The sequence below is a fragment of the Stenotrophomonas sp. SY1 genome (assembly GCF_021202945.1).
Classification (GTDB): Bacteria; Pseudomonadota; Gammaproteobacteria; order Xanthomonadales; family Xanthomonadaceae; genus Stenotrophomonas.
This window is the reverse complement of record NZ_JAJOYR010000001.1, coordinates 369,549-394,328: the sequence shown is the minus strand read 5'-3', so window position 1 is coordinate 394,328 and position 24,780 is coordinate 369,549. Positions and strand designations below refer to the sequence as shown.

Genomic DNA, 24,780 nt, shown 5'->3' with positions numbered 1-24,780 from the left:
AAGTGCGCCTTGCGGCGCCCTTCCTGTTTACTTCTTCCGCTGCGCGGGAACGAATACTTCGTTGACTGCTGCAGCCAGCTGGTCCGGCGGCAGCAGGCCCTGGTCGAGCAGGAAGTTGTTGAATGCCAGACGGTCGAACTTGTCACCCAGTGCCAGCTCGGTCTGCATGCGCAGTTCCATGATCCGCGTGTAGCCGTAGAAGTAGCTGCACGCCTGGCCCGGCGCCCGCACGGTGTAGCGGTCCAGCTCCTGGGTGGCCATCGCTTCGGACAGGCCCACGCCGTCGATCAGCACGCGCCGTGCCTGCTCGCGGTCGGTCTGGCCGAGGTTGAGCATCGGATCGAGCATGGCGCGTGCGGCACGCAGCAGGCGGAACTGCAACGCGATCATCTGCCCGTCCAGCGGCTCGAACGGCACCATCTCCGCTTCGGCATACAGCGCCCAGCCTTCGACGTTGACCGAGTTGAACGCAAACAGCGTGCGCGCCAGCGAGATGCCACGCTCGACCATCGCCGCGAACTGAAGGTCATGGCCGGGGCGGCCTTCATGCGCGCTCAGCGTCCATGCCGCCGAGCCGAAGTTGAAATCGTCGTACTGCGCCTTTTCACCGGAGGCAGGATTGCCCATCGGCAGCACGAAGGTGCCCTGTTGCCCGGTGTTGCCCACCAGCGGCGCCGGCAGGTAATGCGGTGCGGGCGATGCGGCGCTTTCAGCTTCACTGCCCAGGCGCATCTGCAACGGGCGCTGCGGCACGTCCACGATGCCCTGCTTGTGGATGATCGGGTCGATGGCATCGATCACGCTGCGGTAGTGCGATTCGAGCTTGTCGTTGCCGATCTTGTCCTGCTTCAGCGCGCGGATCACGGCAACGTAGTCGTTCGGGTCGGCCACCTTCAGGCCCTTCTCCTTGACCACCAGCGGCGCCAGCTGGCGCATGGCCGCGCGGGTTTCCATGTATTCGAGCTGCGCCCGCTGCATCAGCAGCGACGGGTTGATGTCCACGCCCACTTCCTTGAGCTGGAAGGCGTACAGCTCGGCCGGCAGGCGCGTGTCGGTGCGTGCCTGCGGCAGCACGTCCTTCTGCGTCCAGGCGATGTAGTCCTTCATCTGCGTGGACAACTCGGCCAGCGAGGCGTCGGCGCCTTCAATCTTGTACTTGGCAAACAGCTTGCCGATACCGGCGATGTAGGTGTCGACGTTGGCCAGTGCCTGGTCCACTTCGATCTTGGTGGGTTGCAGCAGGTTCGGCGTGCCGCTCTTTTCTTCGTAACGCTGCCGCGCCAGCGTGGCCAGCGGCTGCGTGCCTGGCGCCTGGCCCAGGTAGGCCTTCAGCCGATCCAGCGCCTTGCCCCGGCGCTGTTCCGGCACTTGGTCGGACAGCAACCCGTTGATGCCGCCGAACACGACCTGCGGCACGTCCACCCACGGCATCAGGTGCTGTTCGTTGAGCGTGCTGTTCTCGATGTTGCGCTCGGCCGCGGCGATCATGATCTCCAGATCCTGGCGCACGTTCGGGTTGCGTTCGAGCTGGAGTTTTTCGCGCAGCTGCTCGCGCGCCTTGCCCAGCGCCTCGCGATAACGGGCGGTGTTGTTCGGACCGAGGTCAACCACCTTGTCGTCGTAGCCCGGCACGCCGAAGAAGCTGGTCATTTCCGGCTGGAACGGCGCCTGCGCCTGCAACAGGATCTGCGCCAGTTCGTTGCTGTGCGCGACCCAGGCCGGTGCCGACGGCGCGGTTTTTGTTGCCGGTGCGGCAGCCACGTTCAGCGGCAACGGAGCGGCCAGGGCAAGTGCAACGGCGAGGACTAGCGGTTTCATGGGCGGCTCCTGAAGGTCGAACGGCGACCCTACGCAGTCGATTGCGGAGCGACAAGTGCCAGCTGGAGTGTTGTGCGATTGCGTGTGCGTGGGGCGGGAAGCTACCCCTCCCCCAACCCTCCTCTCCGCCTTCGGCGCAAGGGAGGGAGCGGAAGCGGGTTTCCCACGACCTTCAAGGTCATTGCAGAACCGCCCCCTCCCTTTGCCATCGGCAAGGGGAGGGTTGGGGAGGGGTAAAACGCCCCTGCCCTTCAAACAGGAATCAAGGCTTGAGGCAACGGCCCAGGAAGTTCTCGGCGATGCGGTAGCGGTGCAGCGCATTGGCACCGGACAGGCCGTGCTTGGCGCCCGGGTAGGTCATCAACTCGAACGGCTGGCTGCGCTTCTGCAACGCGCTCATCAGGCCGGTGGAGTTGGTGAACAGCACGTTGTCATCGGCCATGCCGTGGATCAGCAACAGCGGCGAGGTCAACCCGTCGATGTGGGTGAGCACGCGGCCTTCGGTGTAACCGGCCGGGTTGGCCGCCGGCAGGTTCATGTAGCGCTCGGTGTAATGCGTGTCGTACAGGCCCCAGTCGGTGACCGGCGCACCGGCCACGCCGCAGGCGTACTGGTTGGACGCCTTGGCCAGCAGCATCAGCGTCATGTAGCCACCGTTGGACCAGCCCTGCACGCCGATGCGCTTGGCATCCACCCACGGCTGCGACTTCAGCCATTCCACGCCCTTGAGCTGGTCAGCCACTTCCACCGTGCCCTGCACGCCGTACAGCGCACCGCCGAAGTCACGGCCACGACGCGGCGTGCCACGGTTGTCCAGCGAGAACACCACGTAACCCTGCTGCGCCAGGTACTGGTTGAACAGGTGATCGCCACGGCCCGGCCAGCTGTCGGTCACGGTCTGCGACGCCGGGCCGCCGTACACATACACCGCCACCGGGTACTGTTTCGACGCGTCGAAACCGTCCGGCTTGATCAGGCTGTAATGCAGTTCGGTCCTGCCATCGGCAGCGGTCAGCGTGCCGTATTCCACCGGGCGCTGTGCGTCCAGGTACTGCGCATACGGGTGCTTGGGATCGGCCAGGTTGTTGTCCAGCAACGTGGCGATCTTCTCGCCGTTGGCGCGGTACAGCTCGATCTGCGGCGGCGTGCGGTTGTTGGACCAGCTGTCGACGTAGACGCTGGCGTTGTTGGCGAACGCGGCGCTGTGCATGCCCGCGTTGCGCGACAGCTTGACCGGCGCACCGCCGGCCAGCGGTACGGCATAGATCTCGCTGCGCAGCGGTGACTCGACGCCACCACGGAAGTAGGCCTTGCCGGCGTCTTCATCCACCGCCAGCAGTTCGTCCACCGGCCAGTTGCCCGAGGTCAGCGGGGTGAGCGTCTTGCCGTCGGCGCTGGCCAGGTACAGGTGCTGGAAGCCACTGCGCTCGGACGACCACACGAAGCGACCGTCCTTGAGGAAACGCAGGCTGTTGTGCAGCGGCACCCAGGTCTTGCTGGTTTCGCTGACCAGCGTGCGCTGTTTGCCATCGGCCAGGTTGGCTTCGATGAGCTCCAGCAGCTTCTGGTCGCGGCTCTGGCGCTGGAAGGTCAGGTGCTGCGGGTCGCGCCAGTTGACGCGGGCCAGGTAGATGTCCTGCTGCTTGCCCAGGTCCACCCAGGCCGGTGCGGAACCGGCACGCGGGGCGACCACGCCCAGCTTCACCAGCACGTTCCTGTCGCCGGCGGCCGGGTAGCGCTGTTCGATCATCTCCACGCGGTCGGCGTACATCTCGTAGCGCTTCTGCACCGGCACCGGCGATTCGTCGATGCGGGCAAAGGCAATGGCCGAATCATCCGGCGCCCACCAGTAACCGGTGTGGCGGTCCATTTCCTCGTCGGCGACGAACTCGGCCACGCCGTTGCCAATGACGGCGCTGCCATCGTTGGTCAGCTGCAGCTGCTTGCCGCTGGCCAGGTCGATCACCCACAGGTTGCGTGCGCGCACGAAGCTGACAAAGCCGCCCAGCGGCGAGAGCTTGGCATCGGTGCTGAAACCCTCACCGTGGGTGAGCTGGCGCACCGCATCGCGGCCCTGCTTGCCCAGGTCGTACAGGTAAAGCTCGCCACCCAGCGGGAACAGCAGGGTCTTGGCATCGGGCGACCACTGGTAATCGACGATGCCGGTCATTGCGGCGATGCGCTGGCGCTCGCGGCGGGCCTTTTCCTCGTCACTGAGGGTTTCGGTGCCGGGCAGAACCACCTTGGAATCGACCAGCAGCCGGGTCTGGCCGCTGGCGATGTCGTATTCCCACAGATCCAGCTGGTTGCGGTCGCTGTCCTTGCCGCGCAGGAAGGTCACCCGCGAACCATCGGGAGCCACCTTGGGCTTCATCAGCGTGGGGCCGGACAGCGGCGCGTTGCCGGTGATGGCCTCCAGGGTGAGTTTCTCGGCATGAACGGCGGGCGTGGTGAGCATCAGGGCAAGGGCAATGAACAAGGGACGCATGGTGTTCCTGTCGAAGACAGTGTGGATCGGGGCATCCTAGCCGAGCTGGTCGGCGCTCGCCCCTGACGTTAGTCCCGCTTGCCAAACAGCAGCCGGCGCTCCTCGTCACTTAGCGGCTGCCCCGCCTGCGGGTTCACCGTCGGCCCGATCGCATAGGCGCGCTGCGTGGCCGGGCGGGCGGCAATGGCCTGGTGCCAGCGGTGCAGGTACGGGAAGGCCTCGAAATCGGCCGGCAACTTGCTGTAAGCCCCGATCCACGGGTAGCTGGCCATGTCGGCGATGCCGTACTCGGCGCCGGCCAGGTACTCCGATTCGGACAGGCGCTTGTCCATCACCCGGTGCAGGCGCCGCACCTCGCTGTCGTAGCGCTCGATCGCATACGGAATGCGCTCCGGCGCGTAGACATTGAAGTGCCCCATCTGCCCACTCATCGGGCCCAGCCCGCCCATCTGCCAGAACAGCCATTCCAGCGCGGCAGCCCGGCCGCGCAGGTCGCCGGGCAGGAAACGGCCGGTCTTCTCGGCCAGATACACCAGGATGGCGCCGGATTCGAACACGCTCAACGGCGCGCCGCCGTCGGCCGGTGCATGGTCGACGATGGCCGGCATCTTGTTGTTCGGCGATACGGCCAGGAACTCCGGCTGGAACTGGTCGCCCTTGCCGATGTTGACCGGATGGATGCGGTATTCCAGCCCGGCTTCCTCCAGGAACAGGGTGATCTTGTGGCCATTGGGAGTCGGCCAGTAGTAGAGGTCGATCATGAGTGCACTCCGGTTACCCGCTCAGGAAGAATGTCTAAGGTAGCCGCTTGGCAGCGTTTGGGACGCCCGGTAACCTGCCGCCTCCTCGCAACGCAGCATCCTTCACATGTCCGCACCGAAACCGTTGAGCCCGCTTTCCACCTTGATCTTCGCCTCGCGCTGGCTGCAGCTACCGCTGTACCTGGGCCTGATCGCGGCGCAGGGCGTCTACGTCTACCTGTTCGGCAAGGAACTGTGGCACCTGATCCACGGCGCCAACGATCTGGGTGAGCAGCAGATCATGCTGATCGTGCTGGGCCTGATCGACGTGGTGATGATCTCCAACCTGCTGGTGATGGTGATCGTAGGCGGTTATGAAACCTTCGTCTCGCGCCTGGGCCTGCAGGGCCACCCGGACCAGCCGGAGTGGCTGAGCCACGTCAATGCCTCGGTGCTGAAGGTGAAGCTGGCGATGGCGATCATCGGCATCTCCTCCATCCACCTGCTCAAGACCTTCATCGAAGCCGGCCAGCTGGGCATGCCGCTGTGCACCCCGGAACTGCTGGCCGCCAAGGCCGCCTGCACCAAGTTCACCTCCGGCGGCGTGATGTGGCAGACCATCATCCACTGCGTGTTCATCCTCTCGGCCATCGGCATCGCCTGGACCGACAAGCTGATGTCCAACAGCCACAGCAAGGCCCAGGCCGCGCATTGATCGCCGACCTGATGGGCGCCCCTCAAGTGTGACGCCCATCACTTTTTCACCCTGCAATCATGGCACGCTCCCGCAGCCCGGGCCGGCGATGCTAGATTCGCGCTTCGCTGTCAGCTGGCGCGGCATCGGGAGTGCCGCGCCAATGCCCATCGGGCACTGGCGGTCCACGTTCGTCGTTCAAGGGGATGTTTGATGTCGTACGTCATGATCCAGGGCAAGGCACGCCTGCTTGCGCCCGTTCTTCTGCTGGCCACGCTTGCCGCCTGTTCGGGCAAGGATGAAACCGCAGCGCCGGCCGCCGCACCTGCTGCTGCCGCGCCTGCCGCCCCGGCAGCACCGGCACCGGTGGCCGCCGACAAAGTGCAGGGCATGGACACCAGCCAGCTGCGTGACTCGGCCAGCACCGCATTGCGCGAAAACCGCATGTACGCCCCGGCTGGCGACAACGCGATGGAGTACTACCTGGCCCTGCGCGACAAGCTGCCCGACGACGGCACGATCAAGAGCGCACTGACCGACCTGCAGCCCTACACGCTGATCGCCGCCGAACAGGCCCTGGGCCGCGAAGACTTTGCCGAAGCCCAGCGCCTGATCACGCTGGTGGAGAAGGTCGACCCGAGCGCACCGGCGCTGCCGCGCCTGAAGCAGGGCGTGGCCAGCAGCATGCAGGTGGCCGAGCGCCGCACCGTGGAAGAGGCCGACAAGGCCAAGAAGGAAACCGAAAACCGCGCCAAGCTGCAGGTCGAGCAGCAGCGCCTGGCCCAGCAGCAGGCCGCTGAAGCCTCCGCAGCACAGCAGCTGGCCGCCAAGCAGGAAGCCGCACGCAAGGAAAGCGAGCGCGTCGAAGCCGAGCGCACCGCCGCTGCCCGCCGTGAGGCCGAGCAGCGCAGTGCCGCCCAGGCCGCCGCCCAGCAGGCCGCAGCCCCCAGGCCGGCCGCGGCCGCACCGTCGCTGCGCGCAGTGAGCACGCCGGCACCGCGTTACCCGGCCGACGCACTGCGTTCGGGCACCTCCGGTGAAGTGCTGGTGGAAATCACCGTGGGTACCGATGGCTCGGTCACCGACGCACGCATCCTGCGCGCCAACCCGGCACGCGTGTTCGACCGCGAGGCACTGACAGCAGTCAAGCGCTGGAAGTTCGAGCCGATCGGCAACCCGACGACCACGCGTCGCACCCTGGCCTTCGCGCCGAACAAGTAAGCGCGCTGGCAGTGAGGCATGAAGAGCCCGGAGCGATCCGGGCTTTTTTTGTGTCTGATGTTGGTGACTGAAGCAGCAGGCGAAAGCAAAAGCAAAGACAACCCCTCCCCAGCCCTCCCCTTGGCCTGCGGCCAAAGGGAGGGGGTGGTTCCTGTGATCGTTGCGATTGCAGTCAAGCCGCTTTCTGCCCCCCTCCCTTTGGCCGCAGGCCAAGGGGAGGGGGTGGCTCCTGTGCTCTTTGCGATTGCAGTTAAGCCGCTTTCTGCCCCCTCCCTTTGGCCGCAGGCCAAGGGGAGGGTTGGGGAGGGGTGCTCTGCGCTTCTGAACTCACCGCCCCGGAAAAAAACAAAGGCCCGGATCTCTCCAGGCCTTTGCTCCACAACATTCAACTCAATCGAACCGACCGAACCGCATCAGCCCGAAATGGCCAACCGCTCCTGCCGATAACGCCACACCGCGATCGCCCACAGCACCATCGCCAGTGCGGCCGACGCGGCCAGATACACGCCCCATTGCGACATCGATGGCATCTCGCCACGGGTCACTTTCACCAGCATCTGGTTCTGCGACAGGAACGGCACCGCGTACTGCCACAGTTGCGTGTCCTTCAACGGATAGGCCATCAGTGCGTAACCGGGCAGCATCGGCAGCAGCATCAGCCACACCATGTGGCTCTGCGCTTCCTTCATGCTTTTGGCACTGGCCGCCAGGCAGGTCAGCAGTGCCGTACCGATCACCACCAGCGGCAGCAGGATCACCAGCAGCTTGCCCATCGCCGCGAAACTCACGTCCAGCGAGCGTGCCGCGCCACTGCCGATGCTGGCACTGAGCTTGAACGACAGCAGGATCAGCAGCATCGACGCCAGGCCCATCGCTACGGCGGCCAGCATCTTGCCGCTGACCAGCGCGCCACGGGCGGCAGGCGTTGCCAGCAACGGCTCCAGCGACTGCCGTTCGCGCTCGCCGGCCGTCGTGTCCATCGCGATGTGCGAACCACCGACGAAGGCAAACAGCATCAGCACCAGCGGCAGCACGATCGACAGGAAGATGCCGCGTTTGGCCTCGGCGGTAGCCAGTTCGCGGATGCCCACGTTGACCGGTGCGGCCACCGCCGGATTGACGCCGCGTGCCAGCAACCGCAACGCGCCCACCGACTGCCCGTACTCGTTCAGGGTGCTGCGCACGCGCGCCACCTGCACGTCGCTGGTGCGGCGCGTGGTGTCGGCCACGATCTCCACCTTGGCCGGCTTGCCCGCATGCCAGTCGCTGGCGAACTCCGGGGCGATCACCAAAGCCACGTCCTCACGCTGGCTGCGGATCAACGCCTCGATGTCCTTCGGCGCTTCGGTGGCGTTGATGCCACGGCTGGCCAGGAACGCCACCAGGTTGGGCGCGTGCTGCATGCCCACCACCGGCATCGTCATGTCCTTGTCCAGCTGCGTTTCGGCACGCAGGTTGGTGAGCTTGTTCATGCCCAGGAACAGCAGCGGGTAAAGCAGCGGTGCGGTCAGCAGAGTGAGCAGGAAGGTGCGGCGGTCGCGTACGAAGTCACGCAGCTCCTTGCGCATCACCGTCAGCATGACGCTGAAGTATCCAATCCGGTTCATGCGTGCAGGCCCTCTTCGCTGCCGATCAACTTGACGAATGCATCTTCCAGGTTCATTTCCTGCGCCTGTTCGCGCAGTTCTTCCGGCGTGCCCTGCGCCACCACCCGGCCATGGGCGATGATGACGATGCGGTCACACAGCGCGGCCACCTCCTGCATGATGTGGCTGGAGAAGATCACGCAACGGCCTTCCTCGCGCAGCTCCTTGAGGAAGCCGCGCAGGCCACGGGTGGTCATCACGTCCAGGCCATTGGTCGGCTCATCGAGGATGACGTTGCGCGGGTCATGGATCAGCGCCCGGGCAATGGCGGTCTTGGTGCGCTGGCCCTGGCTGAAGCCTTCGGTGGCGCGGTCCAGGAAATCCTCCATCTGCAACGCCGCGGCAAGGCGTGCGGTGCGCGCGGCGATGTCGCCGGCACTCATGCCATGCAATTGGCCGAAGTAGTCGATGTTCTCGCGTGCGGTCAGGCGCTTGTAGACGCCACGCGCGTCGGGCAGCACACCCAGGCTGCGGCGCACGGCGTTGGAATCGACGGCGGGGTCCACGCCGTCAACCAGCACCCGGCCACTTTCCGGCGTCATCAGCGTGTACAGCATGCGCAGCGTGGTGGTCTTGCCGGCGCCGTTGGGGCCGAGCAGGCCGGTGATTTGTCCATCGTGGGCAGTGAAGCCAACGTCATCGACAGCAATCACCGGGCTCTTGTCCTTGCCCTTGCCGGGGAAGGTCTTGCGGAGTCGTTCTGCAACGATCATTTCAGCGGATTCCTTGGCAATGCGATGACGTCACGGTTCCCAGCCATTGAAGCTGGTGAACGGCGGCACGTAGTTGAGTTTGTCCAGGCAGGCGCCATCGAGCGGCTTGGCATCGGCCTTTTCTACAAACTGGGCGAACAGCTTGGGCATGCAGCCGGCACCGAGCACCGCATGGCCCTGGCCGCGCAGCACGAACAGGCGGCCGTTGGGCAGGTGCTTGACCACCTCCTCGCCATAGCGCGGCGGTGTCACCGGATCGAACTCACCGGCCAGCACCAGCGCCGGCACCGGCGTGGCCAGCGGCTGATGGAAGTCGGCCGGCGCGGTTCCCTTCGGCCACACCTCGCACATCGCCGCCAGGCTCTGTGCCATCTGGTTGCCCAGTACGGTGTTCTCATCGCCCTGTTGGCTGGTGATCTGCTTGCGGTCTTCGCTGCAGATGACCGACAACTGCATGCCCATCGCCATGCTGTCCTGCATGTCGCCCTGCAGCATCTGCGCCAGCGCCATCAGATTCTCATAGCGCCCCTGCCCGGCTTCGTGGATCAGCTTGGGCAGCAGCGATGCGGCCGCCGGCATGTACGCGTACATGCGCACCAGCCCGGCCACGGTTTCCGCACGCAGCACGTCCTCGCGCTGTTCGCCGCTGGTCGCGTCGCGGTAGCGCACCGTCACCGGCTGCGCACGCAGCTTGACCAGCAGCGCATCCAGCTCCGCACGCGGGTCGCCCAGCTTGTCCTTGCACGACGCGGTGCGGGTGCATTGCGCGAACTGCAGCGCCAGCGCCTCGTCCAGATTGCGGGCCACGATGTTGCCCAGCTGCAGGTCATTGGGCACCACTGAATCGAGCACGATGCTGCGCGTGTGCTGTGGATGGCGCATGGCGTACTGCTGGGCCACTCGGGTGCCGTAGCTCACGCCGTACAGATTGAGCTGCTGCGCACCGATGGCCTGACGCACCGCATCCAGGTCGGCGACCGCATCGGTGGTGGTGTAGTGGCGCAGGTCGGCCTTGGCCGCCAGCGTCTGCGCGCAGCGGGTGGTTTCGGCACGGATCGCCGCCACCGACATGTCATCGCCCTGTCCCGCCGTGCACGCCAGCAGATTGGATTTGCCGGTGCCGCGCTGGTCCACCAGGATCACGTTGCGGTGCTTGCGTACTTCGGCAAAGGCCGGGCCCATCTGCTGGAAGCTGTCCACCGCCGACTGCCCGGGGCCACCGGCCAGGAAGAACAGCGGGTCGGCCTGCACATCGCCTTCCTTCTCAGGTGCCAGCCAGGCGATGTTCAAGGCGATCTTGCGGCCCTGCGGGTTGGCCCGGTCCTCAGGCACCTCGAAGGTCGTGCAGTGCGCCTCCAGGCTGGTACGGCTGGAGGCCGAGCTGAGGCTGCAGGGCTGGAACTTCAGACTGCCAAGCAGCTGCGGCTTGGCCGCCACGGTTTCGGCGGCGGACGCAGCTGCGACGGTGGTCGGCGCAGCATCAGCGGCCGGCCGGGTGAGCCGGTAGCCGACGATGCCGGCGATCACCGCCACGGCCAGAAGGGTTTGGGTCTTGCGGGACATCATCGGAACAGCCCCCACGGTTTGAAGGAAAAAACGGTTCTACCTGCATCCAGACGCGATGCAGCCAGCTATGTGACATCCGGAAAGAAAATCTGCTCGATCCCCACCCCGAACAACCGGGCGATGCGGAACGCCAGCGGCAGGCTGGGATCGTACTTGCCGGTTTCCAGCGCGTTGACCGTCTGCCGCGATACTTCCAGGCGTTCGGCCAACTCCCCCTGCGACCAGCCCCGGGCCTGGCGCAGCTCACGCAATTGGTTGTCCATCCAGCGGCCTCAGCGATACCGCCGCATGACCACGGCCTTGGCCAGGCCGTAGGACAGGCACACCAGCGGGAACACCCAGATCATCGCCACATTGGATGGTACGTCGATCACCTTGGCCGACTGCAGGAAGCCCCCGGTCAGATAGACCAACGATACGAACGCGGTGGCAAAGCTCACCGCTTCCAGTTCGATGCGCTGTTGCAATTCATCGACATCACGGATGTAGCGGATCATTGCACGCAGCATCAGCACGATCGCCGGCACTGGCAACAGCGCGACAAGCGCGCGCAGCAGCGGAAGCTCCACTGCCCTGAGCAGTAACAGCGACAGCACCAGCAGCACCACATACAGCCCCATCGCCGACATCAGCTCGCGGGTGTAACGCCTGCGCAGTGCCGGCGGCGCGGCATCGCAGTCATCGGGCAGCAGCCGCTGCAGCAACGCTGCCAAGGTCAACCCCAACGCCATTCCGAACAGGCCACCAGCAACACGCGAGCTGCCAGAGAACTGCGCAAACATCAGCAGCAAGGCGGCCGATACCACCAGCGTGCCCGCACCCGACAGCAGCCACCGCGTCTGCCCGGCGCGGGTCATGCCTGCACCGGAAGCATCTGCGCTAGCGGGGAAACATCGGAACAACGATGGGCAGCTCGCCCGCAAAGGGAGACTGATTGCACGCCGTGCAACACGATTGCTGCGCCCAATCCGTGCAAATGCAGGGATGAACGCAGCGGGGAAGCAGAGGGACAACGCCACGAACGCATGACCAACCCCTGTAAAGGACGCTTGACCTACTCTGCCGCGCCACCCTGAAGGATGTCAAGCGAGCTTTACACCGCTTCGGACGCCATTTCCTCTGTTTCCGCTTCCGGCACATGTCCGTGCAGTGGCGGTGGTCCGACACAAGGCCGCACCGGCGACCAGATCAGCATGCAGCCCATCACCGATCGGCTGCATGCTTCCGTTACAACCCGGACGGTTGCCCACGCGCCTGTTCCGGCATCACTGGTAGCGATGCGGCGTCACGCCGGGATCGGCGGCCACCAGGCCCGATTCGATGCCATAGCGCAGCAGGTCCACGTCGCGACGGATACCCAGCTTGAGCATGGCCGCACCTTTCTGGGTACTGATGGTTTTCTTGCTGCGACTCAGGCGCTCGGCGATCTCGTTGACGGTCAGGCCGGACACATACAGGCGGACGACCTCCAGCTCCCGCGCGGTCAACGCGATGAGCTCCGGGCCGCCAGCGCTCAACGTGCTGACTATGCCGGCGATGGTCGGCGACAGGTAGCGGCCATCGGCAAAGGCCACGTGCACCGCCGGAAGCAGGTGACTCATCGAGTCGGACTTGCTCAGGATGCAGCTGATGCCCAACTTCAACAGCGAGTGCACGACACCGGGGTTTTCCAGCATGGTCAACACCACGATGCGGACGGCGGGGTAGCGCTGCTTGATCAGCTTGAACAAGGGCAGGCCGTCACCATAGCGCCCACCCGGCATGGAGTAATCGCATACCAGAACATCACTGGCGCCGCGGGCGAGCAGTTCCAGCAGCTCACCGGAATCCCGTACCGAACCCACGACCGATACCGTGCCGCCGGTGCTGAGCACGGCTTGAAGCCCGGCCCGGACTGCGGAGTGATCATCCGCAATGACGACGCGAAGGCTGAGTGGTTTCATGGCAGGTTGATTTCGGCAGAGGGAAGGTCACTGCCCACGTCGAGAGGGACGCAGGCATTCAGTTCGTCGCAAGAAGCGTCCACGGTACGGGTGCCTTCGGGGTCGAACTGTGCGGAATGTGACTATATTGCTCGCCTGCCGACAAAGTAATGGGGCCAAGCCCCAATGCATTCTCCGGGAACATAGGACAAACCCTAAACCCACGTTCGAGATTGATCCCATCCGGCAATTACCGGAAATCCGGAAGAATGCATGCAGCCTCACGCATATACGCTGCCCATGGGTGCTTTGGTCTGCACCAACGCTCACCCGAAAGCCTCAGGAAATCCGATCACCTGTTGGATGGACACAATCCATGTCGGCGATCAGCGTCGGACTCGGTACTGCGCGCCCATTCGCGTTTGATGCCACATCCGGTGATACGGCCCGTACCGGGCATTGGCATTGAACTGGACCGGCGTCGCGGAAGCACGCATTGATCAACGCGAAGGTTGTAAACGTGGAGAACCTGCTCATCGCGTTCCTGCCGCTTTCACCCCAGCAGAACGCACAGCACCGAAGTATGTGCCCGGCCGCGATGACGGCAGCAGATCGTTCGCGGCAGGAAAACTGTCGCATCAAACCATCGACGGCCGCTGCGATGCTTCTTCATTCAACTGACGCTACGCCAACCGGACATGTGCGCGGGCCGGGCAAAAGGAGCACCCGTCATGGAAACGGGAAATGAACTCTGCGGACCTGACCTTCAGCCGTCGGAGCTCTTGCTCGAAGCGGCGACGAGACCGTTCTCCATCGCGTAGCGGAACAGGTCCACATCACGAGTCACGCCCAGCTTCTCCATCGCCTTGGCCTTCTGCGTGCTGATGGTCTTCTTGCTGCGATGCAGCCGCTCGGCTATCTCGTTGACCGTCAACCCCGACGCGAACAGCCGCACCACTTCCGCCTCGCGCTGGCTCAGCACACCATCCGGATTGCGGCTGCGGCGGTTCCAGTCCACGCTGCCCACCACGCGCTCGATGCTTGGCGAGAAGTACTTGCCCTGCGTTCGTGCGGCATGGATGGCCGGCACCAGGTGGCTGATCGCATCGGACTTGCTGACGATGCACTGCACGCCCTGCGTCACCAGGGTGTGCAGTACCGCCGGGTTGTCCAGCATGGTCAGCACGACCAGCTTCACATCCGGGAAGCGGCGCCGCATCAGGCCGAACAAGGCCACGCCATCGCCCACCTCGCCTCCGGGCATGGCGTAGTCGGACACCACGACATCGCACGGCACGTCCGCCAGCAACGCCATCAGTGCGGCCGAATCAGTGGCCGTGCCCACCAGCTCAACGGTGGATACATTGGACAGTTCATGACGTACACCGGCGATCATGCCCGGATGATCATCGGCCAACACTACCCGGATCCTGAAACTGTCCACCCGATTCCCTCCGACGCCGTCGCCAGCTGACGGGCGGCCCTTGGAGGGTTCGCCCATCGGCACACATGCGGACCATGTGTTGGGGCGATTCTATGTCAGCCTTCAGGCATGCGCGCAAGGGCCTGCGAGCGTCGGCTGACGGCGAGCGGCACGCGGTCACGCTCGACGTCGAGGTTCATTCGCCGCTGACGTAGTTCCACACCGGCGAAGCATCCGGTTCGCGGGTGTCGGCCACCTGGGTAACGCACTGGCCCGGCACCACCTGGATGCCCTCGTCCCTGCCCGCGCGCGCAGGCAGGCGGTAGTCGATGCGACACAGGGCACGTGCATCATCGGCCCAACGCACGTTCAGCATGCCCTCCTCGCGCAGACCGCGTACGAAGATGCGACCGCCCTGCCCCACCACACCGACTTCCTTGTCATCTTCGTCAAGCACATTGGCACCGAACGGCAGCACCGAACCGTCCTGGCGACGCACCTCCAGCACTGCCGAGCGCCCCGATTCGGTGGCAAAGCGCACCATCGCCACGGCACCGGCACGCGGGGTGACCTGCTGGCTGTTGAGCTTCAGTTCCACGTCCGTGGAAAGGCCCTTCGGATCGATGCTGATCGTGTTGGAGCGGTACGGGGTCAGGTGCGGGACAACCGCGTAACCCCGTCCATCCACCTTCACACCGGAGGCATTGAGCACGCGTGCGCCCTGCGCGTCGGCCACCTCGACAATGCCGAAGGTTTCCGACAGCGGCTGCGACAATGTCCAGCCCTCGGGATGGATCACCAGCGCGCCACGCGCACCCACCGATGCCTGGGAATAGTTGCTGCCCAGCGCCATGCTGGCCTGCAGGTCGGCCTTGGACGCGCGGTACATCAGGTTGGCATTGAGGTCCGAGTCGCTGGCCATGTCACCGCCACGTGCATGCGCCACCGACAGGCCGTAAGCCAGTTGATGACCCTCGCCCGCAGTGCCGGACAACGTGCTCTGTACACGCGAGCGGCCGCTGTCGTTGTGGGACAGATTGCTGGTGAGGGTGCGTGTACGGCCCGCATCGCCCAGCGGGATCGTCAGACTGGCGTAGTACTGGGTTTCCGCACGGCCATTGGCCGCATGCAGGCGGTTGGCCGAGACGCCGTAATTCATGCGTCCCAGCGAGCCGCTGTAGCCGAAGGAATAGTTCACGTCCGAACCCTGGCGGTTCCAGTAATCGGACAGCGACGCGGTGGCATGGATGCGTCCATGACGCTCGCCCAGGCGTTGCCCCAGGCTCAACGAAGCGCGATTGCGCTGACGCTGCGGCGCCCAGACATCGCTGTGACGTTCGGCTTCGCGCGCCTGCATCGCCCCACCCAGCCCATAGAAGCCGCCGGTCGAATAGCGGTATGCGGCAATCGAGACGTTGGTACCGCTGGCAGCGATGTCACGTGCGTAGCTGAGCCGGTAGCTGGCACCGCGCACGGCATTGCCTGCGGTCAATTCGGTCGAGGACTGGGTGACATCGGCACCCAACGCACCCAGGCGGGTGTTCAGCGCCACGCCGACCATGCCGGCGGCATAGTTCTGCGCAGCGGTGATGCCGGCATAACCGGTAACCCGGTTGGACAGGCCATGCTGCCAGGTGCCCTGCGCGAACAGCGGCTCCTTCTGCGCCTGGGTCTGGCGCAGCTCACCCATCGTGGCGCTGAAGCGGCTCACCCCTGGGCGCAACGACAACGGCACTGCGGCAAACGGCACCGAGAACACGCGCTGGCTGCCATCGGCTTCCTGGATGGTGACCTCAAGGTCACCGCCGTAACCGGTGGCATAAAGATCATCGATCTCGAACGCACCCGGGGCCACCGTGGTTTCGTGGATCAGCGAACCACTCTGGCGGATGGTGATCCTGGCATTGCTGTTGGCCACGCCACGCACGGTAGGTGCATAGCCGCGACGCGATTCGGGCAGCATGCGGTCATCGGTTTCCAGGCGCACGCCGCGGAAGCCGACCGAATCGAACAGGTCGCCACTGGTGAAGGCTTCACCAATGGTCAACTCGGCCGACAATGCCGCCACTTCCCGCTTGGCGTAGGTCGCCATGGCCTGGTAATCGCGGCGCCCGCGCGTATCAAAACTGTAGGAGCCATCGTGGCGCAGGCGCCAGCCGGCGACATTCAGGCCAGCGTTCAGCCCCAGATAGCCCTGGGTGACGGCATCGTAGCCGCGCATCTTCTGCCGGTAGGCATTGAAGCTGTAACCCAGCGATGCCGCATTGACACCGGCATCCCAGTTCGACGGATCCACATAGCCACGGGCGCGGCGCACCATGGCCGCCTGCGGAATGCTCACGTCCAGGCGCTGGGCGGCGAAATCAAAATGCACGGTCGCATCGGCGATGGCATCCTCGATGCGCTCACAGGCGGCCGCGGCGGCGAACCGGGCGCGAGTAGCCTCATCCAGCTGGCCCATATCCACGCCAAAGCGGGCCAGCATGGATTCATCGACACAGGCCACCGCATCGACGTCGTCCCCGATGCTGCGAAACTGGACGTCCATGCGCGTGACGTAGTCACCATTGACCTGCACGTCGGCGCGATAGACACCGGGCAGCACGACGACGCCTTTCTCGAAGCGGGAAATATCGACATTGCGCCCGCCACCGGCAACCAGGAACTCGGTATCGAACTGGACCACCGCTGCAGCCGCGATGGCCGTCTCGCGGCCCGCCGCTTCCATGCACTGAGTCGCGAGTATGGCGACGATCAAGGCGGGCAACTGCCGGCGCGTAGGCGGTGCCACAGGGCGGGAGCAAGAGTCGGCGTGCAGTTTCACGGCAGTCATCCAGGTACGCACCAGGCGGCCCCGGTTCGGGGCACCTGCTGTTCGATTCGGGAATCCGTTCCGCGGTTGTTCCGTTTCCGGAAGCCCCGGGTGCGGGAGTGTTGAAGGTCTCAGCGGGACGCCGCTCCAGGCGGCGCACGCGTCACCGAGGGGCTGGCGCGGTGATCTGCTGCGTGCCCTGCATTGCACCACCCCAATCGTTGATCGCGCTGTACTGCACTTCGGGGCGGGTGAATCCGGCAGTTTTCACTGCTTCCAACGGGAACAGCTTGGAGCTGCCCGGAGCAACATGGCCTGCACCAGCACTGACAGTGCCTTCGGTGCTACCCAGGCTGATGCTGCCGTAGTTCACGTAGTACGGGGTCGGGTTGCTGGCCTTGAGCGCGTAGCCCTTGCCCCCTTCCTGCATCTGCAGTTCCCAGCGAACCGCAGCGGGTGCGTCGGCCGCCTTGCCAGGCAGACCGGTCGGGCGGTACATCACCTTGATCCGGGTGCGCATCGCCAGCTGCAGGCGGTTGGCATCGTCATTCACCTTCGGCGGCACTTCCAGGACATTGAGCCAATACAGGCTTTCCCTGTCCTTGGGTAGCGCGGCACCGGTATGCAGCAGGCGCAGTGCCTGGCCGTTGCCCGGATCCAGGCGAAACATCGCCGGGGTCAGGGTGAAGGGCACGTTGATCGTTTCCGGCGATGCAGCGGCATCACCGTCATCCAGCCAGGCCTGGACCAGCGCTGGCAGTTGCCCGGCGTTGTCCAGCTGAACCGTTACTTCCTTGTCCTGGCCCGGAAAGATCACGCGGGTTCCTGCAATCACCACGCTCGCGTCGGCCTGCGATGCAAACATGGCCAGTGCGACACTGGTGGACATCATCAATGTACGGATACCGCTGTTCATGGTCGTTTCTCCTGGGGGCCGTGGGACCCGGTTGTCGCGCCGTCTTCCCGCAGGAGACGGCGCGACGGAAAACCGTGCGTGGCGGCGGTGCCGCCACGCGGCATCGGCTTACTCGTAGGACATGGTGTAGCGGACGCGGGTCGCCACTGCGCCGGCTTCGGCGCCACCCAGGGAGTAGTACTGCGCGTAGTAATTCAGGACAGCGGAACCGCCGGCCAGGCTGACCTTCTGCGAACCCTGGTTGCCAGAGGCACCCAGCATGATTTCATTGTGGCTGTCATTCAGCAGGGCCACTTCGACGTTCTTGGCACCGCCTGCGTCGATGTCCAGACGGCCTTGCGAGTTCACCTGGGCATCGGCTTCGAAGAAGGCCGAGATCGAGCCGGTATCCGGGGTGCAGCCGCTCACTTCGATCTTGAACGGGGTACGACCGGCGACGTCACCCTCGGTGGCCAGCGAACCAGCGGAGACGGTCGGCAGGACCACGTTGAAATCTGCGCTGCCGCCATTGATGGTGCAGGTGACGGCGGTGACGTTACCGGTGAACTCGATGGTGCCGTCGGCGGCGTAGGCGGCCGGAGCGGCCAGCAGGGCGAGGGCGAGGGCAGAAGCGAGGGAGAGCTTGTTCATTTGAGTGTTCCTGGATTGAGAGATTGGATTGCAACAAGGGCCTGACTTCCGCCCGGTCATGCGTGTCGTGCGCTGTGTCGTCAGGGCGTGGGAAGTCTAGAATTCTGTCCGGCGCCGGATAATCGGCCGCGCCTGAATTAGCGCCTCTTCCGAGTAGGATTAATCCCAATCAACTGAAACCAATCCGCTCATGCACTGCTGGGTGGAAACGCGCGGCCTGCAATGACTTCTGCCGAAGGCTTCCGCTTCAACCGGATGCTGATCTTCGTGAACCATCCCGCCGCACAGATTGCGGTAGCTCCCGGAAGCATCCGTCCGTTACCTGCTTTCCATCGCGGACAAGGCAGTCAGGAGGAGCAGCACACCGGCGCCGCGTCCGCGCCTTTCATGAACATGACCAGGCGCCACCAGCGCCGGCGTAAATCATCGTAGAGGCATGAATGGCATGCGCGGGCATGAGCGCCCGCGCCATCACCGACCTTCACCGACGCTGGAACAAGGATCAGACGTTGTTGCTGCGCAGTGCGTAACGCATGTAGGCAGCACGTGACATCGGTCGCGCGTGCAGATAACCCTGCGTTACCTGGCAACCCAGATTCCGCACCATCTGCAGGTCCTCTTCGTCCTCGATGCCTTCAGCCACCACGGTGGCCACCAACTGTCGTCCCATCGCAATGATGCTGGCCAGCACGCTGCGGGCATGGACGTGCTCCCGCGCCTGCAGAATCATCCCGCGGTTGATCTTGATCTCGTTGAAAGGAACACCCATCAGCCGATCCAGCGAAGAATCGCCGGTACCGAAGTCGTCAATGGCACATTGAAAACCACGCAGGCGCAGCTGGGTAACCGCCCCGGACAGCGTCGCGTTGCAGGCCGGACCACCGTCTTCGGTGATCTCGATGATCAGATGAGCCGGATCCGCGCCCGCTGCTTTGGCCAGGTCGGCGATGCTTTGCGCCCACTGCACGGAACAGGCCACCGCCGCCGGTACGTTCACTGCCAGCGAACACCCCGCGCCGTGGGGGTCCTTGGCCAACGCATCCAGGGCGCAGGAGAGCATGTAGTTGGTCAGGCACTCCATCATTCCGGCGCGCTCGAAGGCAGGCAGGAACACATGTGGCCCCAGCACCTTGCCAGCGGGGTGATGCCAGCGTGCCAGCAGCTCGGCACCGCGCAGCGCACCGGTCACCACATCGTGTTGTGGCTGGAAATAGGGCTTTATCGGCTGGGACAACAACGACTGCCGCAGTTCGTCCAGCGTGAAGTCCGGTATGGCTGAATCAGCAGCCTGTGGTGCATGTACCGCCCTTGCACGCGCGAGCACCAGGTCATCCAACACGTCCTTGACCAGGACCGTGTCCAGCGGTTTGCGCAGGGTAGCCACCACATCCAGCCCGCGTGCGGTGGCATGCAACGAGGCCGCGTGCAGGATGCGACTGGAATGGCTGCTCGTGATCACCAACCCGGCGTTGCTGCCGCGGTCGGCCAGCACGTCGATAAGCTGCATGCCGGTGACGTCTTGCAGGTCCAGGTCCACGAACACCACACCCCAGTCACCCTCACGCAGGGCCTGGATGCCGGCGCCTCCCTCGTGCATGCCCTTGACCGTGCCCACGCCCAGCTGAGCCAACGTCTTCTGCAGGGACGCCAGATGCAGCTCATTCGCATCCACCACCAAGGCGGAGGAAATCGGGTGCACATCAGCGTGGGGAAAGGCGCGGCGTAGCTGTGCGTTCATGGTGGACGTCTCCGGGCGGCAGACCTGGTGCCGCTGTTGGCTTTTTGTCAGGAGACATTGTTCCAACGGCTGGCATGTGCCCCAATCGGCTCAGTCCTATTCTTCCGGTTGCCAGGTAGGACATTTCCGCGCCCGGTCTGGCCCTATGATGAGGTGCCATTCAGCCCAGGGCCCCAGCGATGACAACGCAGACAGAGTCCGGCAAGACGCAGCCGGGACGCCCGGGGCGAGGCAGCGACGCGCTGAGCCTGCTGAGCCGTCACCAGCGACTGCTGCTGTATGTGGGCGGGCTGGTGACTTCACTGGTGCTGGCTGCCGTCACCGCAGTGATGCTGTACGCGCAGATCAATGACTACATCAGCGAGCGCCATGGCGATTTCGTCATGCGACGCACCGCGTTGCGGTCCCAGTTCGCGATCCACGAAGGGGCCATGCGCATCAATGTCAGGCAGGAGGAATACGCCTGGTCGACCCGACAGCTTCCCGATCCGGCGCTACTGGCCGCCTTCAGCGCTCACCATGGCCGGATGATCCTGCAGCGCAACAGCAGCTTTCCGCCGATTCTGGTGCGCGGCGACATCACCGCGCAGCACCCGCTGGAGGTGCATGCGCCCTATCTTCGTCTGGCCGACGAAGTGAGCTACCAGGCCGGCGCCTACTCCCATGCACTGCTGGCATCGGGATACTTCTACAACCCGCAACGAAGCTTCATCGGCCTGGGGCCACTCCGCTCCGATGACATGGCCGAGCAATTCGGCAATGCCGATGCGGCGGATCTGATCAGCCGTGTCGCACCGGACCTGGGCAATCTGCAGGATCCCAGCGTGGTGGCACGGTTGCTGGACCCCACCGTTCCGCTGTGGCTGCCGCTTTCCCGGGACCCGCTGAGCGGTCTGCCGGCCATTCGACTGGTGCAGGGTGCGGCCCACGAAGGCAAGCTCTTCGCGATTTTCGTGGCCGCCTACCCGGCAGAGGTCACCGCTTCGCGGCTGCGCACCGAGCGCCCGCATGAGCAGTTTCTGATCACCGACCATGAAGGACGCCTGCTGCTGGAACCGGAGGGCACTTCCAGCACGTCAGGTGTACTGCAGGCGGCACTGACGCTGCCGTCGATGGCGGAGGACTTCCACTACCTCGATGGTCATTTCGTCGCCGCCGACGTTGTGTCCGCATCAGGCTGGAAGCTCGTGCACACGTTCTCTTGGCGGACCGTGCTGGCCGATCTGTGGCCCCGCCTGGCCGCCTATACCGGCGCGATGCTGCTGGTGATCGCTTTCGTCTGGTACGTGCTCTCGCTGATCGATCGAAAGGTATTCCGACCCGCCCATGCACGATCGTTGCGCATCATCGAAAGCGAAGACCTCAATCGCACGATGGTGACAACGGCACCGTTCGGCCTGTCACTGCTCTCGCCGGACAGCGGCCAGGTGCTGCTGCAGAACGCGGTGATGCAGTCCTATGCCGAGCGGGCACGTCCGGATGATCCGCCGCTGCATCAGCAGTTGCTGCAATGGTTCGGCCCCGTCGACAAAGACCTGTCCGCACGCGAAGCCGAATTCGGCCTGGCCATGGCCGATGGCTCACGTCGCGACCTGCTGGTGGTGGCCGTGCCTACCCGCTACCAGGGAAGGCAGGCACTGCTGTGCAACTTCAAGGACATCACGCTGCGCAAGAAGGTCCAGCAGGAACTGGAACAGGCACGCCGCGCCGCCGACGCGGCCAACCAGGCCAAGTCGGCGTTCCTGGCCACGATGAGCCACGAGATCCGCACGCCGCTCAATGCCATCCTCGGCAACCTCGAACTGCTGGAGCGCTCGCCGCTCGACGGTAGCCAGCTGCAGCAGGTGCGCACCGTGGTTTCATCCTCGTCCACGCTGTTGGACATCATCAACGACATCCTGGATTTCTCGCGGGTGGAATCCGGGCAGATGCAGCTGGAGTCCATTGCCTTCGACGTGAAGGCCCTTGCCATCGAAACGGCGGCGTTCTTCACGCCGATGGCACAGGCCAAGGGCCTGGCGCTGGAGACGAGCCTGGACGACGGACTGGCCCCGGCTTACCAGGGCGACCCCACCCGCATCCGCCAGATTCTCTACAACCTGCTCGGCAACGCGCTCAAGTTCACCCACCAAGGCGATGTGCTGCTGGAGGTGTACCTGCAGGATGAAGACCGGCCGGATTCGGCGCTGGTGATCGGCGTCAGCGATACCGGCATCGGCATGAGCACCGAGCAGCAGGCCGGGTTGTTCCAGCGCTTCTCGCAGGCGGACAGCTCCATCGCCCGCCGTTTCGGCGGCAGCGGCCTGGGCCTGGCCCTGTGCCGGGCGCTGGTCGAACTGATGCACGGCAGCATCCAGGTGCACAGCGTGCCGGGCAAGGGCAGCACGTTCCTGGTGACCTTGCCACTGCAGCCTGCACCGGCGGCGATGCTGGCCACGGATGTGCGACAGGCTACCGAACCATCCCTCGTGCGACGGCGTGTCCTGGTGGTCGACGACCACCCCGCCAACCGCGAACTGATGCGGATGCAGCTCGATGCACTCGGCCAGCAGGCGGACATCGTGGCCTCCGCTTCCGACGCATTGGCACTGCAGGAGCACCACGCCTACGACGTGGTGTTCACCGACCTCAACATGCCCGAGATGGACGGCTGCATGCTGGTCCGCGCACTGCGCGCCCGCGGCTTTGTGCAGCCGATCATCGCCATTACCGCGCATGCGTCCGCACATGACCGGCAACGCTGCGCGGAGGCGGGTATCAGTGAGGTACTGGTCAAGCCGGTGCTGCTGGAAAGAATCACGCGCATCATTGCGCAGGAACCATCAGCTGCGTTCGCACCGGCCCAACAAGCCGGCGCATCCGACCTCGCGGCAGGCCCACTGCCGCAGGCGGTGCATTCGGCCCTGGATGCCGCGTTCGAGCAGTCATTGGACACGCTGGACCACCTGATCAACCAGGTCGATGATTCAACCGGCGTTGCCACCACCGATGACATCCTCGGCAACATAGGCCAGCAACTGCATTCCGTCCGTGGCGGCTTTGCGCTGATCCATGAAACAAGCTTGACCGCGCGATGTGCACAGATGGAAGCGCTGCTGGAGCAACGAGACCTTGCCGCACTACGCGCTGAACTGACCCTTCTGCGCGACCAAGGCCGTCATGCATTGCAGCAGCGCAAGCCATTGCAGACGTGAGCCGCGCGGACGTGTTCGTCACACGCGCGCGTCGCGGCCTTATTCGTAGCTCAGCACGAAGGCGGCTTTGGCATTGGCGCTTCCTGCAGTGACCACCGGCTGCGTCTGTACGTAGCGTGCCTCCAGCGGAATATCGAAGTTGCCGTTTCGGGTCCGCCCGGCGAACCAGCGGGCACCTGCACCCGGATCGCCGGAACTTCCGCCATAAGCCAGCACCTGACCGGCATGGAGCACCTGCATGCCTATCCCGGTTGCGGTTGAACCGCTGCTCAGGGACAAGGTGGTGGAACTGTTCTGCGGATCGTTCTGGTCCATCAGCAATCCGTACACCGCCGTGGAGATCTGCGGGCGTCCGCCTTCGCAGTAAATGGCGATCTTGAAGCTCTGCCCGCCCACCGTGCTGCCGATGCCGTTGAAGTGCTTCAGCATGGCCGAGCCCATGGGCACCGGCACCAATGGCGTAACAACCCTGCAGGTCGGCCTGCCGGCATCCACATCCGTCGCACCACTGAACACGAACACTCGCCATTCGTGGTTTCCGTTGCTGGTCAGGTACGCGCCCCCCCGCAAACCCGCAAGCGAGCCCGACTGGCTTATCGGCCCGGTCTTCACCAACTGCAGCCGCGCCGGCCAGCTGTGGCTGTCCATGTAGGGAAAGATAAATTTGTTCTCCAGAGGAAACACGGATTCATTGAAGGAGAACCGTACACCGACTCCAGGAATTCCACTCTCATAGATGCTCCCGCCCAGATAGGCGCCGCTGGACAACATGTACTTGTTCGGGACCTCACCGGAGATGCCAGGACAGCGGGTCTCCGTGGGAGACCGCAGCATCATGGTGCCTCTGATATCGGCCAGTACGTTGCCCTCGCCGACATCCGGATCGATGTTGATCTTCGCGGGAAGCGCCATCACGAAGGTACTCGGCTGACCGGTATTGGTGGTGCAGACCTCGCCCATGGCCGTGCCGCTGACACCCAGCAACAAGGTCACAACGACCGGCCACGCGGTCGTGCATGTTCTTCTGTTCATCCGGGCACCTGCGTCCTGATCGAAATGGAATGAAGGGAAGCAAGCCGCTTCCCGAGCCCACACCCGACAACCTGACCACCGGCGGTGGCGACTGGCGTGTGTGGTGCTACGCCTCTTGAGGAGGCGCCATTCTTTCAACCGTGGTAGTCGACAACGATCAGGCTTTTCCGAATATGCCGCTCAACGCACCATGACCAACTCAAGGTGGATGGAGCTTCCCGGCGACA

Annotated in this window: 19 protein-coding genes; 4 read left to right on the top strand and 15 right to left on the bottom strand. The window is 64.6% G+C overall.

All coding sequences use genetic code 11. The annotated features are described in order from the left end of the window. Positions 1 to 27 precede the first annotated feature (27 nt). From LR961_RS01500 to LR961_RS01490, 3 genes are all read right to left on the bottom strand, one after another. A complete protein-coding gene (locus LR961_RS01500; protein WP_232146660.1) occupies positions 28 to 1,818 on the bottom strand; it encodes a DUF885 domain-containing protein in 1,791 nt (596 codons plus the stop codon). Positions 1,819 to 2,080: 262 nt separating this feature from the next. Beyond that, the gene (locus tag LR961_RS01495; protein WP_232146659.1) at positions 2,081 to 4,306 is read right to left on the bottom strand and encodes a S9 family peptidase; all 2,226 of its coding nucleotides are present in this window, start codon (positions 4,304 to 4,306) and stop codon (positions 2,081 to 2,083) included. A gap of 68 nt (positions 4,307 to 4,374) precedes the next feature. After that, positions 4,375 to 5,067 (bottom strand): glutathione binding-like protein, encoded by a 693-nt coding sequence (locus LR961_RS01490; protein ID WP_232146658.1) that lies wholly within the window; start codon positions 5,065 to 5,067, stop codon positions 4,375 to 4,377. 106 nt (positions 5,068 to 5,173) lie between these two features. On the opposite strand from LR961_RS01490, the gene LR961_RS01485 reads away from it, so the two are divergent. Both LR961_RS01485 and LR961_RS01480 read left to right on the top strand, forming a co-directional pair. Next, on the top strand, positions 5,174 to 5,761 hold the full coding sequence (locus LR961_RS01485) for a TIGR00645 family protein (RefSeq protein ID WP_232146657.1): 588 nt from the start codon (positions 5,174 to 5,176) through the stop codon (positions 5,759 to 5,761). Between the two features lie 192 nt (positions 5,762 to 5,953). Beyond that, on the top strand, positions 5,954 to 6,961 hold the full coding sequence (locus tag LR961_RS01480) for an energy transducer TonB (protein ID WP_232146656.1): 1,008 nt from the start codon (positions 5,954 to 5,956) through the stop codon (positions 6,959 to 6,961). 413 nt (positions 6,962 to 7,374) lie between these two features. On the opposite strand, the gene LR961_RS01475 is transcribed toward LR961_RS01480, so the two are convergent. The 6 genes from LR961_RS01475 to LR961_RS01450 all read right to left on the bottom strand — a co-directional run bounded on the left by LR961_RS01475 (position 7,375) and on the right by LR961_RS01450 (position 12,829). After that, a complete protein-coding gene (locus tag LR961_RS01475) occupies positions 7,375 to 8,568 on the bottom strand; it encodes an ABC transporter permease (protein WP_232146655.1) in 1,194 nt (397 codons plus the stop codon). Continuing rightward, positions 8,565 to 9,320: an ATP-binding cassette domain-containing protein gene (locus tag LR961_RS01470; protein ID WP_232146654.1), complete on the bottom strand. Its 756-nt coding sequence runs from the start codon at positions 9,318 to 9,320 to the stop codon at positions 8,565 to 8,567. Before LR961_RS01470 ends, LR961_RS01475 begins: the two co-directional genes overlap by 4 nt. Positions 9,321 to 9,350: 30 nt before the next feature. After that, positions 9,351 to 10,883 carry an alpha/beta hydrolase gene (locus tag LR961_RS01465; protein ID WP_232146653.1) on the bottom strand — a complete coding sequence of 511 codons (1,533 nt, stop codon included), beginning with the start codon at positions 10,881 to 10,883 and terminating at the stop codon, positions 9,351 to 9,353. Positions 10,884 to 10,951: 68 nt separating this feature from the next. After that, a complete protein-coding gene (locus tag LR961_RS01460; protein ID WP_232146652.1) occupies positions 10,952 to 11,149 on the bottom strand; it encodes a helix-turn-helix transcriptional regulator in 198 nt (65 codons plus the stop codon). A 9-nt stretch (positions 11,150 to 11,158) separates the two neighbouring features. Continuing rightward, positions 11,159 to 11,743 carry a hypothetical protein gene (locus LR961_RS01455; RefSeq protein WP_232146651.1) on the bottom strand — a complete coding sequence of 195 codons (585 nt, stop codon included), beginning with the start codon at positions 11,741 to 11,743 and terminating at the stop codon, positions 11,159 to 11,161. Between the two features lie 408 nt (positions 11,744 to 12,151). Continuing rightward, positions 12,152 to 12,829: a response regulator transcription factor gene (locus LR961_RS01450; protein WP_269670529.1), complete on the bottom strand. Its 678-nt coding sequence runs from the start codon at positions 12,827 to 12,829 to the stop codon at positions 12,152 to 12,154. 444 nt (positions 12,830 to 13,273) lie between these two features. Between LR961_RS01450 and LR961_RS01445 the strand changes: the two genes are divergently transcribed. Beyond that, a complete protein-coding gene (locus LR961_RS01445; RefSeq protein WP_232146649.1) occupies positions 13,274 to 13,489 on the top strand; it encodes a hypothetical protein in 216 nt (71 codons plus the stop codon). Positions 13,490 to 13,574: 85 nt separating this feature from the next. On the opposite strand, the gene LR961_RS01440 is transcribed toward LR961_RS01445, so the two are convergent. The 5 genes from LR961_RS01440 to LR961_RS01420 form a co-directional block, all read right to left on the bottom strand. Continuing rightward, positions 13,575 to 14,228: a response regulator transcription factor gene (locus tag LR961_RS01440; RefSeq protein ID WP_232146648.1), complete on the bottom strand. Its 654-nt coding sequence runs from the start codon at positions 14,226 to 14,228 to the stop codon at positions 13,575 to 13,577. 199 nt (positions 14,229 to 14,427) lie between these two features. Beyond that, on the bottom strand, positions 14,428 to 16,959 hold the full coding sequence (locus tag LR961_RS01435; RefSeq protein ID WP_232146647.1) for a fimbria/pilus outer membrane usher protein: 2,532 nt from the start codon (positions 16,957 to 16,959) through the stop codon (positions 14,428 to 14,430). Positions 16,960 to 17,206: 247 nt separating this feature from the next. Then, positions 17,207 to 17,959, bottom strand: coding sequence for a fimbria/pilus periplasmic chaperone (locus tag LR961_RS01430; RefSeq protein WP_232146646.1), 753 nt, complete (start codon positions 17,957 to 17,959; stop codon positions 17,207 to 17,209). Between the two features lie 108 nt (positions 17,960 to 18,067). Further along, the gene (locus tag LR961_RS01425) at positions 18,068 to 18,589 is read right to left on the bottom strand and encodes a fimbrial protein (protein ID WP_232146645.1); all 522 of its coding nucleotides are present in this window, start codon (positions 18,587 to 18,589) and stop codon (positions 18,068 to 18,070) included. A gap of 502 nt (positions 18,590 to 19,091) precedes the next feature. Beyond that, positions 19,092 to 20,327 carry an EAL domain-containing response regulator gene (locus LR961_RS01420; protein ID WP_232146644.1) on the bottom strand — a complete coding sequence of 412 codons (1,236 nt, stop codon included), beginning with the start codon at positions 20,325 to 20,327 and terminating at the stop codon, positions 19,092 to 19,094. A gap of 179 nt (positions 20,328 to 20,506) precedes the next feature. Between LR961_RS01420 and LR961_RS01415 the strand changes: the two genes are divergently transcribed. Beyond that, positions 20,507 to 23,521, top strand: coding sequence for an ATP-binding protein (locus LR961_RS01415; RefSeq protein ID WP_232146643.1), 3,015 nt, complete (start codon positions 20,507 to 20,509; stop codon positions 23,519 to 23,521). Positions 23,522 to 23,560: 39 nt separating this feature from the next. Here the strand turns inward: LR961_RS01415 and LR961_RS01410 are convergent, their stop codons facing one another. After that, a complete protein-coding gene (locus LR961_RS01410; protein ID WP_232146642.1) occupies positions 23,561 to 24,514 on the bottom strand; it encodes a fimbrial protein in 954 nt (317 codons plus the stop codon). Positions 24,515 to 24,780: the final 266 nt, after the last annotated feature.